This is a genomic window from Bradyrhizobium sp. USDA 3262 (genome assembly GCF_054060035.1).
In genome coordinates this window covers 369,214-382,955 of the sequence record NZ_JBSSCT010000001.1, presented here as the reverse complement: position 1 = coordinate 382,955, position 13,742 = coordinate 369,214, and the positions used below count along the sequence as shown (strand labels likewise).

The following is a 13,742-nucleotide window of genomic DNA, read 5'->3' as shown; positions in this document are numbered from 1 at the left end:
TCGCCTCCCCGCAAGCGCAGGGCTATCGCATATCGTGGCGATGCCCTCGTGGCCATCCTTCGAGACGCCCGCCTTCGGCGGGCTCCTCAGGATGAGGTCTTGTTTTGCGGCACAATAGTAGACCCTCATGGTGAGGAGCGCCGCTTGCGGCGCGTCTCGAACCACGAGGCCGAGCACTTGCGCCGCAAGCGCAGGGCTATCGCATTTCGTGGCGGTGCCCTCGTGGCCATCCTTCGAGACGCCCGCCTTCGGCGGGCTCCTCAGGATGAGGTCTTGTTTTGCGGCACAATAGTAGACCCTCATGGTGAGGAGCGCCGCTTGCGGCGCGTCTCGAACCACGAGGCCCAGCACTTGCGCGGTCGCCAAGGGGCATATGCGATAGCCCTGCCGCAAGCGGGAGAGGGCGCCGAACTCTCCAGACTTCTCTGTTCGCCCTAAACCTGCGCCAGCGCCCGCTCGAAATCCTCGATCAGGTCGTCGGGATGCTCGAGCCCGGCCGAGAAGCGAATAAAACCTTCGCTGATACCGAGCTCGGCGCGGGCCTCCGGCGCCAGGCGCTGATGCGTCGTGGTCGCGGGATGCGTGACCAGGCTCTTGGCATCGCCGAGATTGTTGGAGATGCGCGAGATCTTCAGCGCGTTGAGGCAGCGGAAGGCGCCGGCCTTGCCGTCCTTCACCTCGAAGCCGACCAGCGTCGAGCCGGCGCCCATCTGCTTCTTCACCGTCTCGGCCTGCGGATGGTCGGGGCGGCCCGGATAGACCAGCCGCGTGATCTTCGGATGCCTGGCCAGCGCCTCGGCGATCTTCGCCGCGTTCTCGGTCTGGGCGCGGACGCGGACGCCGAGCGTCTCCAGCCCCTTCAGCAGCACCCAGGCGTTGAACGGCGACAGCGACGGCCCGGTCTGGCGCATGAAATTGTGGATGTGCTCGGCGATGAAGGCCTCCGACGACAGGATGACGCCGCCGAGGCAGCGGCCCTGGCCGTCGATATGCTTGGTCGCGGAATAGACCACGACGTCGGCGCCGAGCGACAGCGGGCTCTGCCAGATCGGCGTCGCGAACACATTGTCGACGATCAGCCGGGCGCCGCCGCTATGCGCGATCTCTGCGATCGCGCCGATATCGAGCACGTCGAGCGTCGGATTGGTCGGGCTCTCCAGGAAGAAGGTCTTGGTGTTCGGCCGCAATGCGCGCTGCCACTGGTCGAGATCGAGGCCGTCGACCAGCGTCGTCTCGATGCCGTAGCGCGGCAACAGGTCCTGCACCACGTAGAGGCAGGAGCCGAACAGGGCCTTCGAGGCCACCACATGATCGCCGGCCTTCAGCGGCGCGAGGATCGCGGTGGTCACCGCGGCCATGCCGGTCGCGGTCGAGCGCGCGGCTTCCGCGCCCTCGAGCTCGATCATGCGGCGCTCGAACATCGCGATGGTCGGGTTGGAATAGCGCGAATAGATGAAGCCGGGGTCCTGGCCCTTGAAGCGCGCCTCGCATTGCTCGGCGGTGTCGTAGACGTAGCCCTGGGTGAGAAACAGCCCTTCCGACGTCTCCCCGAATTGCGAGCGCAGCGTGCCGCCGTGGACGAGGCGGGTTTCGGGACGAAAGCGGGCGGTACCTTCAGATTCAGACATGTGACCTCCGAAGTGGCCATTTCCCTCGGAAACTGGCCACAAAAAAAACCGGCCTGGAGCAACCTCCACAAGCCGGGATCACACTGTCCCCGGCCTGTTTAGCGACTTATTTAACGTGGCTGCAAGCCGGCCGGCTCAAATCACCACGGGATAAGTGCAGCTGATATTCCCTCGCGCCCTTTCCGTCAAGACGGTCATCGGATAACCCGTAAAAGCCCATATTTTGGGGCTTGATGGCCGCCTGGAGTATGATTTTGGGCCATCTCGAGGGATCGCCGAGGGACCGCATCGTGTCGTTCACGCTGGAAGATGAATCCAACGGAATCCTGCCCGACCGCATGATCGCGGAGATGGCGGAGGCCGGCCTCATTCTGCCCGCCTACGACTTTGTCGAGAGCCAGATCCAGCCGGCCAGCCTCGATCTGCGCCTTGGCGACATCGCCTACCGCGTCCGCGCCAGCTTCCTGCCGGGACCCGATGCCACCGTCGCCGAGCGGATCGACCAGCTGAAGCTGCACGAGATCGATCTGTCCGACGGCGCGGTGCTGGAGACCAACTGCGTCTACATCGTGCCGCTGCTGGAGAGCCTGGCGCTGCCGCCGGAGATCGTGGCAGCGGCCAACCCGAAGAGTTCGACCGGACGGCTCGACGTCTTCACCCGCGTGATCGCCGACGGCACCCGCCGCTTTGACATGATCGGCGCCGGCTATCACGGCCCGCTCTACGCCGAGATCAGCCCGAAGACGTTTCCCGTGCTGCTGCGCGAGGGCTCGCGGCTCAGCCAGGTCCGCTTCCGGATCGGCGAGGCGACGTTGACCGCCGACGAGCTCGATGCGCTGCATGCCGCCGAGCGGCTGGTCGATATCGACGATGCCGATCTCTCCGATGGCGTTGCGCTTTCCGTCGATCTCTCCGGCGAGAGCTCGGGCGGCTTTGTCGGCTATCGCGCCAAGCGCCACACCGGCGTGGTCGATGTCGATCGTCGCGGCGGCTATGCGGTCGACGATTTCTGGGAGCCGATCAAGGCGCGGCCCGACGGCAGCCTCATCCTCGATCCCGGCGAGTTCTACATCCTTGCTTCGAAAGAGGCGGTGCAGGTGCCGCCGGACTACGCTGCGGAGATGGTGCCGTTCGATCCGCTGGTCGGCGAATTCCGCGTCCACTATGCCGGCTTCTTCGATCCCGGTTTCGGCTATGCCGGCGCCGGCGGCAAGGGCGCGCGCGCCGTGCTGGAGGTGCGCTCGCGCGAGGTGCCGTTCATTCTCGAGCATGGCCAGATCGTCGGCCGCCTCGTCTATGAACGGATGCTCGAGCGTCCCGACGCGCTGTACGGCCAGCGCATCGGCTCGAACTATCAGGCGCAGGGCCTGAAGCTGTCGAAACATTTTCGCGTGTAGCGGAATTCCTCCGCTGTCATTCCCCGCGAAAGCGGGGAATCCAGTACGCCGCGGCTTCTCGATCGGTCACACCGGCTCTGGAATACTGGATCGCCCGATCAAGTCGGGCGATGACACCGAGTGTGTAATTCCGTTTCGCGCGCGCTTAATTCCGTAGCCCGGATGGAGCGAAGCGAAATCCGGGATTCGCGCCGCTGCAACGCGCCGCCCCGGATTGCGCTTCGCTGCATCCGGGCTACGATTGCGCATGCGAGCTCGACCTCGCCAACAAGAGCCAGGGAGCGAACATGACCGCAGGCGAAAGCGCACAAGAAACGCAGTGGCGCAAATGGCGCAGCGTCGCCGATCTCTATCACGCCTTCTTCACCGGGCTGATCCTCACCGTGGTCACGCGGCGCGGCACGGCTGATGCAGCGGAATTCGTCTTCCGCGTGTTTCGCCGCCAGCAGCAGGAACGCTTCCTGCCCGGCCTGAAGAAGCTCGGCCTCGACGGCCTGCCACCGGCGGTCGCGGCCGCGCAATATCATTACCTCTCCAACTGGATCGGCGGCGTGCATGTCGAATACATGTATGAGACGGATCGCAAGGCCTGGATCCGCTATCCGCCGCCGCGCTGGATCTGGAAGGGCACGGCGATCTGCGGCGTGCCCGGCGAGGTCTCGCGCGCGATGCTGCGCGGCTGGCACGCCAACAACGGCGTCGCGCTCGGGGATTTGCGGCTCGGCTTCGTCTGCACCAAGCAGAGCGTCGACGGCCAGGACGGGCTCGAGGGCTATTACTGCGAATACGATCATCCGCTCGAGCTCGATCAGCGCCTCGTGTTCGCGCGCCATCTCGAGGCGCCGCTGTTCGATTCCAGAACCGCGCCGGCGCTGCCGGTCGACAGCTGGCCGAAGCCGCGGCTGGAAAAGGCCTATCGCAACTACGCGATGGAATATGTGAAGACGGCCGCGCCGGTCATCGTGCAGGTGTTCGGCCCCGAGGATGCGAGCTATCTGCTGCATCTCACCGGCAGACTGATCGGCATGCAGTATTATGACGAGGTCGCGCAGGCGCTCGGCGGGAGCCGTGGCCGTGCCACGGAATTTGCCGCATTCCTGCGCACTCTCTTCGAGTCGCAGGACGATGTCGCTGACATCACCGAATCCGAGGGCCAGTTCGAAATCCGCCAGCACGGCTGGAAGCTGATGGCCGACGTCGCCGACTATCATCCGGCCTGCGCCAGCGTGCTGACGGGCCTGTTCGAAGGGCTGGCCGCCGGCTGCGGGCGGCATATTCCGGTGCATCTGAAGCCGAATGGTGCCGCCGGCGCACCGTTCGTGTGGTCGATCGGCTAGCGCCAAGGTTCATCCGGGTTCACCTGCAATCGCGCAGGCCCCCCTTGCGTCCCGCGCACGTGGATTCCGCCATTGCCATGGTAGGGAAACACCATGGCGCGGCTCCCCAGATCGCGCGTGGGAGTGGAAATGTCCGATCTCGGCCTCGCCGAAATACCTGTCGACGAACAAGAGCGGCCGCTGCCGCCGCCGGTGACCAAGCCGGCGCGCAATGCGCTGCTCGACGGGCCGATCCTGCGCACGCTGTTGTGGCTCGCCTGGCCGAACGTGATCGCGCTCTCCGCCGGCACCTGCGTCGTCATCGCGGAGACTTCGTATATCGGCCGGCTCGGCGTCGAGTCGCTTGCGGCGATGGCGCTGGTGTTTCCCTGCGTGATCCTGACCATGACGATGTCCGGCGGCGCGATGGGCGGCGGCGTCGCATCCGCGATCGCGCGTGCGCTCGGTGCCGGCGAGATCGAGCGCGCCTCGACGCTGGCGATGCATGCGCTGCTGATCGGCCTGACCTTTGGTTTGACGTTCATGCTGGGCATGCTGATCTTCGGTCCGCGCCTGCTCGAATTGCTCGGCGGCCGCGGCAATGTGCTGGCGCAGGCGATCGCCTATTCGCAGGTGTTCTTCGGCGGCGCGATCCTGCCCTGGCTGATGAATACCATGGCCGGCATCCTGCGCGGCACCGGCAACATGAAGCTGCCGTCGACCATGATCCTGTCGTCGGCGGTGTGGCAGATCATTCTGGGCGGCACGCTCGGGCTCGGGCTCGGCCCGGTGCCGCAATTCGGCATGCGTGGCGTCGCCGCGGGTTCGCTGATCGCCTATTCGATCAGCATCAGCGTGATGGGCTGGTATTTGTTCTCGGGCCGTGCCCGCGTGAAGCCGAAGCTCAAGGGGCTGCGCGTGCAATGGGCGATGTTCATCGACATCCTCAAGGTCGGCGCAGTGTCCTGCTTCTCGCCGCTGCAATCGGTTCTGACGATCTCGATCTTCACCCACATGCTGGCGCAATTTGGCACCGCGGTGCTCGCCGGCTACGGCATCGGCGCGCGGCTCGAATTCATGCTGACCTCGGTTGCGTTTGCGGTTGGCATCGCCTCGGTGCCGATGATCGGCATGGCGGTCGGCGCCGAGCGCGTCGCGCGGGCCCGGCGCATCGCCTGGACCGCTGGCACGGTGTCGTTCCTTGCGGTCGGCGTGGTCGGCAGCTTCATCGCCGTCTTCCCCGACCTCTGGGTCAATCTGTTCACCAATGATCCGCATGTGCGGGCGACCAGCCACCAATATCTTTCGACCGCCGCGCCGATGTACGCGTTCATCGGCCTGGCGATGTCGATGTATTTCTCCTCGCAGGGCGCCGCGAAGGTGCTGGGTCCGGTGCTGGCGCAGACCGCGCGGCTGATCTTCATCGGCGCCGGCGGCTGGTGGCTGTCGACGCATGACGCAAGCGCGCAGAACTTCTTCGCACTCGCCGCCGCCTCGATGGGGGTGCTCGGCGTGCTGTCCTGTCTCAGCGTGATCCTGACGCGCTGGGGCAAATCGGCGCCGGTCGCCGAGGCGCAGCCGGCGCTGTCGTAGCTCTCTGCTCCACAATCCCCTGACTCTCACACCGTCATCCTGAGGAGCGGCCCCTTGGCCGCGTCTCGAAGGATGCACGGCCCCGATGCCTCAACATGCTCGTGGACAAAGCCGGGCCGTCGACCCTTCGAGACGGCCGCTATGCGGCCTCCTCAGGGTGACGGTGAAAAATTTTCCGGCCGCCAGCCTCGCTACGCTGCGTTTTTCGCCGATTTGGCCATCGCGGCTTGCATCGCCGCCGCGCCGAGGTCCATCTGCGCGTCCATGTAGGACGCGACCTCGTGCGGCAGCACGTCGGCGATCCACACCACGCGGCAGCGTGCGTCACCCTCGGCGAACACCTGCACCGATGCGGAATGCTGCTTCAACCGTTCGCTGGTGATCGCATAGACCAGCCGCTTTCGGTTGTCGTCGCAATCGACCAGTGTCTCGCGCGCCACGGTGCCGTTGGCGAAAGTGACGGTGCGGACGTCGCCGTCCAGTTGCGTGTCGGTCACGAAGCCCGGCACCAGCCGCGTATGCAGCGCGCCGAAATCGCACAGCGCGTCCCAGACATGATCAGCGGGCGCGTCGATCGGGATATCCTTGTGAATGGAAGCCATCGTTCAATCCTCCTTGGTTTCAGATGTGTCGTCATTGCGAGGAGCAAAGCGACGAAGCAATCCACGCCGCAGCAGGCGGAACCATGGATTGCTTCGCTCCGCTCGCAATGACGGCGGAGTCTGTGACGTGTACTTAGGTGGACACCGCCTCGACATTGTTGCCGTCGGGGTCGAGCAGGAACGCCGCGTAATAGGTCGGGCTGTAGTCCTTGCGATGGCCCGCCGCGCCGTTGTCCTTGCCGCCGGCTTTCAGGCCTTCGGTATGGAATGTCTTGATCGCGTCGTGGCTCGGCGCGCGGAACGCAACGTGGGCGCCGCCTTGGGCCTTGCCCTTGTGCAAATGCAGCCAGAGCGCGGGCTCGCCCTTCGGGCCGAAACCGGCGCCGCTGTCGTCGCGCGAGCAGAGCACGAAGCCGAGTGGCGCCAGCACTGCGGTGTAGAAGCGCACGCTGGCGTCGAGGTCGGCAACGCGCAATCCGATATGATCGTACATGAGGGAATCTCCAGTCGTTGGGCGCGCATCGAAAGACGCGCGGACTGGAGCAGCCTAGCTATTGCAGCGCGAGACGTTCTTGGAAAATCTTGCGGTCGCCGCGCGAGGCCTGGCGGAACTTCAGCGGCGGGGCCCCGGCGGCGCGGTGGAAGCTGCGCACGAAATTGGACAGGTCGCCGAAGCCGACGTCATAGGCGATGTCGGTGATCGGGCTGTCGTCGTCGGCGAGCCGCCGTGCGGCATGGCGCAGCCGCGAGCGCACAAGATATTGATGCGGGGTGACGCCGAGCACCGCGGAAAACAGCCGCAGGAAATGGAAGGTGCTCAACCCGGCCTGTTCCGCGGCATCGTCGAGGTCGATCTGATGCTTTGAATTGGCGTCGATCCACAGCGCGGCCTCGACGGCGCGGCGGCGATCGCGCAAGCCTGCGGTGAGGGGCTTCGTCTCGCGGCCGGACACCAGCTCGACAAGGCGGCTGGTGAGGAGGTGGCCGATCTCGTCGAGACCGACGTCGCTGTTGCCATCTGCCGCCGTTTGCGCGAGCTCGCCGATCACCATCAGTTCCGGCAGCGGCGGCACCGACCCGACCTGCCAGACCGCCGCCCGGTCGCCGATGGTCTCGACCAGCTCCGGGTCCAGGAAGAACGACAGGCATTCGTCGCCGACCACATGGTCGTGCGTGCAGGTGTATTCATCGCCGGGATGGCCGACCAGGATCGAGCCTGCCACCAGCTCGTGGAAGCGGCCGCGGCAATGGCAGCCGAAGCTGCCGCTGCGCACATAGGACACCGAGTGGGAGGCGAACTGCTCGGCGAACGGCTTGTCGCCGGGTTCCGCCGTGCAGCGGAACTCGTTCACCGTGATGCGATCGCGCTGCAGCAGCGTGGTTCGGACCATACCCGGGATTTAAGCTTGCGGCCGGAGTCGTGCAACGGGCAGCAGCACATCAAAAAGGGTCTTGCTGGTGGTCGGCTGGGCGCCCTCGATCGAGAGCAGCCGCCGCTTCGAGATGCTGCCGCCGTTCGGCGAGATCCGGTCGGCATAATTGCCCACCTCGAGCACGCGGTGGCAGGGCACCATGACCATGAAGGGATTGCGGCCGAGCGCCTGTGCCACCGAATAGACCGCACCGGACGCGCGCAAGGCGCTCGCCACCTCGTCATAGGTCCGGGTTTCGCCGCGGGGAATGGTGCGGACAAACTGGTAGACGCGCGCGTTGAAGGCCGGGATGCCGCTCATGTCGAGTGCAACGCCGGCAAGGTCCCCAATGCCGCCGCGCAAGGTCGCGGCGATGCCCTCGATCGCGACAGCGACCTCCTCGGGAGGCCGCATCTCGCGCGCGTCAGGATAAAGCTTGAAGAGCCGCTTGCGGGTCTCGATCTCGCGCAGCTCGGGAAGCTGCACGCCGGCCACGCCGAGCTCACCCCACGCGATACCGCATCGGCCGATCGCCGTGTCGAAAATGGTGTACCCACGCCCCGCCATGACGCCACCAGCCCCCATGCGCGCGATCTTAACATCGTCGCCGGCGTGCGCATCTTGAATCTTGACGTTTAGCTAACCATGTCGCGACCCGTTCTGTGTGACCCCGCCAATTACCAGTCACGCATCTTAAAGGCTTTGCCCGCTATCTGGTCGCCAGCATGCTGCTCCACGGCACGATCGGCGGAACGATGACCAGCACCGGCGCGGATATCGCGCGCGGCGGCACCGCCGTGGCCGGGACATCGGCCGGGCGTCGTCATCCGCTGTTCGCATTGCTGTTGCTGGCGTTGGTCCTGCGCCTTGCGGCCGCGCTCTGGCCCAACGTGATGTATCCGGACGAGATCTTTCAATATCTCGAGCCGGCGTGGCGGATGCTCGGCCATGACGGCATTTTGACGTGGGAGTGGCGCGAAGGCATTCGCGGCTGGTTCCTGCCGACATTGCTGGCCGGGCCGGTCGCGGTGGGCGGCTTGATTGCGCCGGGCGGCGAGGGCGCTTTCCTGGTGCCGCGCCTGGTCGCCGCAACAGCGTCGCTGTCGATCGTGGTCAGCGCCTGGTACTTCGGTGCACGGATCTCGCGAACCCATGCCATCGTCGCGGCGTTCGCGGCTGCGGTCTGGTTCGAGTTGATCCTGCTCGCGCCGCACACATTGGGCGAGCCGCTGGCGACGGCGCTGATCGTGCCGGCGGCGCTGCTGGTGACCGGTCGTCCGTCGCAGCGGCATCTCGCGATCGGCGGCGCGTTGCTCGCTTTCGCCTTTGTCTGCCGCTTTCAGTACGCGCCGGCCATCGCCGTGCTTGCGCTCGGCGCCTGCTGGATGCGTTGGCGAAACCTGATTCCCTTGATCGCGGGCGGTCTCGCCGCGCTGGTGCTCACCGCCGCGATCGAGCTTGCGCATGGCGCCGTGCCGTTCGCCTGGCTGATCGGCAACATCAAGGAAAACCTGGTGCACGATCGCGCGACCGAGTTCGGCGTGACGCCGGCTTCGGCCTATCTCGTCAACTTCCTGATCGTGTGGTCGGCGGCGATCGTATTGCCGCTCGCTGCGATCTGGCGCGGCGCGCGCCATGCGCCGCTGCTGCTGGCCGTGGCGTTGGTCAACCTCGTCTTCCACAGCCTGATCGCGCACAAGGAATACCGCTTCGTCTTCCTGTCGGTGGTGCTGTTCATCATTGTCGCGGCGCTGGGATCGGCCGATTGGGTGCAATGGCTGCGCGCAAAACCCGGTTGGCGCCGCTGGGCGTTGCCGATCGTCATTGGCGGCTGGGCCTTGCTCTCGGTGACACTCGCCGGCGCCAGCGAGGGGATGCGCGACTACTGGACGCGCGGTGTCGGCGCGGCGCGGCTCGCCGCCGAACTGCGCAGCGATTCGCAGATGTGCGGCCTCGCACTTTACAATGTCCGTTTCCAGCTGTTGCCGGGGCGGGAACGATTGGTTGGGACGACGCCGCTTTATGCGCTCGAGCCCGCCGATCCGCTCGCCGAGCTGATCCTGCCGCCGCTGTTGCAGGCGACCAAGCCGGCCTTCAACCGCATCCTCGCGCGGCCCGCGGCCGCCGGTGATCTGCCGGCAGATTATTCAATGCAAAGCTGTGCCCGCGTCGGCATCGCCGATGCCTGCATCTATGCACGAAGCGGCAGCTGCAATGCGGCTGCCGCCGCGACTTTTGTCATCAATGACGTGCTCGTGAGGATGGGCCATTAGCGGGCGCGGTGCGGCGATCGGCTCCAATGCGCGCTTGATCCGCTGCCTCCGCCCGGGCTATGGTCCGGCCGGTCGCACCGGTGAGGTGCGACCTCAAGCAATTGAGATCGCGGGCGTAGTTCAATGGTAGAACGGCAGCTTCCCAAGCTGCATACGAGGGTTCGATTCCCTTCGCCCGCTCCAGCCTTTAGGCAAATGTCGCGGGACAGTTCGTCGGCAAGGCAATGTATTTGACGACAGCAGGAGACGTGACGTGAGGTTGCTTGGAGCGCTGCTGCTTGCGCTGGGCGTGCTTTGGATGACGAGGCCGGCATCCGCGCAAATGTATGATCCGCGCTATCCCGTCTGCATGCATGTTTACGGTGAGTTGGTCGGCGAACGCATGGACTGCATCTTCACGTCGCTGGATCAGTGCCAGGCCAGCGCTGTGGGCATGCCGGCGACCTGTCTGGTGAACCCCTATTATGCGCCAAGGTCGGCGCGTCCTCATCGGCCTGAACGATGACCTTTCCGCTCGTATTGGCGAGCGTCATTTGAGATCAGTGCATGGCATGGTGGTACTACGCGCTCTTCGCGATCGTTCTGCTCGGATGTTGTGCATTGGTGGTTCGCGCCCGCCGCGGCAGCAATGAAAGAGAAGACGAGGAGCTGAACCGGCGGATTGACGAGCGCGTCGATCGGCTCGATCTCCCCCGGCGCAATCGCGACAGGGATTCCTGACCCAGGCGATCCGCAGACGGCCTTCGCTATTATCCCGGGATATTACGGCGATCTGTTCACGCAACGTGCGCGCCTAACGAACCGTACTCGACCTGTTCTTCTCACAACGCGCAGTTATGTTTCCGTAGTTCTCCGCGTTTGAGAACGAAGTTCCACCGGAACGATGTCGCGGGTTCCGGCATTGGTCGAACAGAGCCGACCGACCTCCGGCGAGAACGGTCGGTTCAAGCCCGCGCCGGGCCGTTCCCTCTCAACAGCCCCCCTAGAAAACGGTCGGCGCGGGTCCTGATCCCGGTCTGCCCGATGTGACGAGCGTGCGCGCCGGTCGAGTATCGCTGACGTTCGCGATGGATTTAGCGCCAGCCCAAAGCGGGCGCGATCTGGGTCAGGATCGTCTCGATCACATGCGTGTTGTAGGCGACGCCGAGCTGATTGGGGACGGTCAGAAGCAAGGTATCGGCCTCCTCGATCGCCTCATCGGTCTTGAGCTGCTCGATCAGCCTGTCCGGCTCGGCGGCGTAGCCGCGGCCGAAGATCGCGCGCGTCCTCTCGTCGATGAAGCCGACCTGGTCTTCCTCCTGCCCGTTGCCGAAATAGGCGCGGTCGCGATCGTCGACCAGCGCGAAGATGCTGCGGCTCACCGAGACCCGCGGCTCGCGCGTGTGCCCGGCTTCCTTCCAGGCGGCGCGATAGGCCCGGATCTGGGCGGCCTGCTGGATGTGGAAAGCCTCTCCGGTCTCGTCGTTCTTCAGTGTCGAGCTCTGCAGGTTCATCCCGTGCTTCGCCGCCCACACCGCGGTGGCGTTCGAGCCGGCGCCCCACCAGATGCGCTCGCGAAGGCCTTCCGAGAGCGGTTCGAGCCGCAGCGGGCCGGGAGGATTGGGAAACATCGGCCGTGGATTGGGCTGCGCAAATCCCTGGCCGCGCAGCATGTCGAGGAAGATCTCGGCATGACGCCGGCCCATGTCGGCGTCGCTTTCGCCCTCGCCCGGCTGATAGCCGAAATAGCGCCAGCCATCGATCACCTGCTCGGGCGAGCCGCGGCTGATGCCGAGTTGCAGGCGTCCCCTCGCGATCAGGTCGGCCGCGCCGGCGTCCTCGATCATGTAGAGCGGATTTTCGTAGCGCATGTCGATCACGGCGGTGCCGATTTCGATCCGGCTGGTCCTGGCGCCGACGGCCGCCAGCAGCGGGAACGGCGAGGCCAGCTGGCGCGCGAAGTGATGGACGCGAAAATATGCGCCGTCCGCGCCGAGCTCTTCGGCCGCGACCGCGAGGTCGATGGATTGCAGCAGCACATCCGCGGCCGAGCGGGCCTGCGACTGCGGGGAGGGCGTCCAGTGCCCGAACGAAAGGAATCCGATTTTCTTCATGCCGGCAATGTAGGGATGTCCGCGACCAATTGCGATCCGCGATGTGACCCGGGGAAGACCCAAAGTGTTTACCAGCCGGGAGATTTTTCTGCGGCAGATGTTGCGGGTTTTGCAGATCGTGCCGTTGCGCAAGTGCTGCATGCGCGCAGGTCTGGCCGCCTGCGCCGCGGCATGACTTGCGATCCCGGGGCGCGCCGCCTAGCTTTCCGCCACGATTTCTCCCGCCAACACCTTCCCGCAGGTCCCGATGTCGCAGCCGCTTCTGTTTCAGCCGATCACGCTTCGCGGCGTGACCTCCCGAAACCGCATCCTGATCTCGCCGATGTGCCAGTATTCGGCAACCGACGGCTTGGCCAATGACTGGCATCTCGTGCATCTCGGCAAGTTCGCCCAGGGCGGCGCCGGGCTCGTGATGGTCGAGGCCGCAGCGGTGACCGCGGAGGGCCGCATCACCCATGGCGATGTCGGCATCTGGAGCGACGAGCAGATCGCGCCGCTCGAGCGTATCGCCGCCTTCCTCAAGGACAATGGCGCAGTGCCCTCGATCCAGCTCGCGCATGCCGGCCGCAAGGCCAGCATGCAGCGTCCCTGGTACGGCAATGCCGCTCTCGACGAGGCCGACCGCGCCCGCGGCGATCTGCCGTGGCGGACGGTGGCGCCGAGCGCGATCCCGATGGAAGAAGGCTGGTTGATGCCGCACGCGCTCGACGTCGCCGAACTCGCCGCGCTGCGCGAGCAATGGCGGCGCGCCACCTTGCGCGCGGTGGAGGCCGGCTTCGAATTTGTCGAGGTGCATTGCGCGCATGGCTATCTGCTGCACGAATTCCTCTCGCCATTGTCGAACCGCCGCACCGATGCCTATGGCGGCGATCGCGCCGGGCGGATGCGTTATCCGCTCGAGATCATCGAGACCGTGCGCGCGGCCTGGCCGGCGGAGCGGCCGCTGTCGGTGCGGATTTCCTCTGTCGACGGTATCGACGGCGGCCTGACGCTCGAAGACCAGGTCGCGTTCGCCCGCGAAGCCAGGGCGCGCGGTGTCGATTTGATCGATTGCTCGTCGGGCGGCCTGCTCGGCTCGGCGACCGCGGCGCGGATTCCGCGCGGCTACGGCTTTCAGGTGCCCTATGCCGATGAGATCCGCCGCGCCGCCGACATTGCGACCATCGCGGTCGGCCTCATCCTGCATCCGCAGCAGGCCGAAGACGTCCTGGCCAAAGGCCATGCCGACCTGGTCGCGATCGGCCGCGAGGCGCTGTTCGATCCGAACTGGCCGCTGCATGCCGAGCTTGCGCTCGGCGGTGGAGGCGGCGAGGTGTTCGCGTCCTGGCCGAAGCAGTATGGTTGGTGGCTGGAGCGGCGCGAGCCCGGCCTGCGCAGGCTCGATGGCCCGCCGCTGCCGTTCCGCCAGAGCTGACAAGAAAATCCGAC

Annotated in this window: 13 protein-coding genes, 1 tRNA gene and 1 riboswitch; of the genes, 8 read left to right on the top strand and 6 right to left on the bottom strand. The window is 65.8% G+C overall.

Annotated elements, in window-relative coordinates:
- Positions 1-434 precede the first annotated feature (434 nt).
- The gene (locus ACVWYP_RS01820) at positions 435-1,628 is read right to left on the bottom strand and encodes an O-succinylhomoserine sulfhydrylase (protein WP_304497525.1); all 1,194 of its coding nucleotides are present in this window, start codon (positions 1,626-1,628) and stop codon (positions 435-437) included.
- Between the two features lie 77 nt (positions 1,629-1,705).
- Positions 1,706-1,785: riboswitch (SAM riboswitch) on the bottom strand.
- A gap of 133 nt (positions 1,786-1,918) precedes the next feature.
- Between ACVWYP_RS01820 and ACVWYP_RS01815 the strand changes: the two genes are divergently transcribed.
- The 3 genes from ACVWYP_RS01815 (at position 1,919) to ACVWYP_RS01805 (ending at position 5,934) form a co-directional block, all read left to right on the top strand.
- On the top strand, positions 1,919-3,025 hold the full coding sequence (locus tag ACVWYP_RS01815; protein ID WP_304497524.1) for a 2'-deoxycytidine 5'-triphosphate deaminase: 1,107 nt from the start codon (positions 1,919-1,921) through the stop codon (positions 3,023-3,025).
- A 287-nt stretch (positions 3,026-3,312) separates the two neighbouring features.
- Positions 3,313-4,362: a hypothetical protein gene (locus tag ACVWYP_RS01810; protein ID WP_304497523.1), complete on the top strand. Its 1,050-nt coding sequence runs from the start codon at positions 3,313-3,315 to the stop codon at positions 4,360-4,362.
- Between the two features lie 129 nt (positions 4,363-4,491).
- Positions 4,492-5,934, top strand: a complete 1,443-nt coding sequence (locus ACVWYP_RS01805) for an MATE family efflux transporter (RefSeq protein ID WP_028339059.1) — start codon at positions 4,492-4,494, stop codon at positions 5,932-5,934.
- Positions 5,935-6,125: 191 nt separating this feature from the next.
- Here the strand turns inward: ACVWYP_RS01805 and ACVWYP_RS01800 are convergent, their stop codons facing one another.
- From ACVWYP_RS01800 to ACVWYP_RS01785, 4 genes are all read right to left on the bottom strand, one after another.
- Entirely contained in the window at positions 6,126-6,536 is a 411-nt protein-coding gene (locus ACVWYP_RS01800; RefSeq protein WP_304497522.1) for an SRPBCC family protein, read from the bottom strand.
- A 133-nt stretch (positions 6,537-6,669) separates the two neighbouring features.
- Positions 6,670-7,029 carry a VOC family protein gene (locus ACVWYP_RS01795; RefSeq protein ID WP_016843721.1) on the bottom strand — a complete coding sequence of 120 codons (360 nt, stop codon included), beginning with the start codon at positions 7,027-7,029 and terminating at the stop codon, positions 6,670-6,672.
- Between the two features lie 58 nt (positions 7,030-7,087).
- A complete protein-coding gene (locus tag ACVWYP_RS01790) occupies positions 7,088-7,927 on the bottom strand; it encodes a helix-turn-helix domain-containing protein (protein WP_304497521.1) in 840 nt (279 codons plus the stop codon).
- Positions 7,928-7,936: 9 nt separating this feature from the next.
- Entirely contained in the window at positions 7,937-8,515 is a 579-nt protein-coding gene (locus ACVWYP_RS01785; RefSeq protein ID WP_304497520.1) for a methylated-DNA--[protein]-cysteine S-methyltransferase, read from the bottom strand.
- 158 nt (positions 8,516-8,673) lie between these two features.
- On the opposite strand from ACVWYP_RS01785, the gene ACVWYP_RS01780 reads away from it, so the two are divergent.
- From ACVWYP_RS01780 to ACVWYP_RS01765, 4 genes are all read left to right on the top strand, one after another.
- On the top strand, positions 8,674-10,221 hold the full coding sequence (locus ACVWYP_RS01780) for a glycosyltransferase family protein (protein ID WP_304497519.1): 1,548 nt from the start codon (positions 8,674-8,676) through the stop codon (positions 10,219-10,221).
- A gap of 109 nt (positions 10,222-10,330) precedes the next feature.
- Positions 10,331-10,404: transfer RNA gene (locus ACVWYP_RS01775), tRNA-Gly, on the top strand.
- A 115-nt stretch (positions 10,405-10,519) separates the two neighbouring features.
- On the top strand, positions 10,520-10,726 hold the full coding sequence (locus tag ACVWYP_RS01770) for a DUF3551 domain-containing protein (RefSeq protein WP_304500415.1): 207 nt from the start codon (positions 10,520-10,522) through the stop codon (positions 10,724-10,726).
- A 41-nt stretch (positions 10,727-10,767) separates the two neighbouring features.
- A complete protein-coding gene (locus tag ACVWYP_RS01765; protein ID WP_304497518.1) occupies positions 10,768-10,941 on the top strand; it encodes a hypothetical protein in 174 nt (57 codons plus the stop codon).
- Between the two features lie 353 nt (positions 10,942-11,294).
- On the opposite strand, the gene ACVWYP_RS01760 is transcribed toward ACVWYP_RS01765, so the two are convergent.
- Positions 11,295-12,314, bottom strand: coding sequence for an LLM class flavin-dependent oxidoreductase (locus ACVWYP_RS01760; RefSeq protein ID WP_304497517.1), 1,020 nt, complete (start codon positions 12,312-12,314; stop codon positions 11,295-11,297).
- Positions 12,315-12,561: 247 nt separating this feature from the next.
- Between ACVWYP_RS01760 and ACVWYP_RS01755 the strand changes: the two genes are divergently transcribed.
- Complete coding sequence (locus tag ACVWYP_RS01755) at positions 12,562-13,728, top strand: NADH:flavin oxidoreductase/NADH oxidase (RefSeq protein WP_304497516.1); 1,167 nt, start codon at positions 12,562-12,564, stop codon at positions 13,726-13,728.
- The last annotated feature ends 14 nt before the right edge of the window (positions 13,729-13,742 follow it).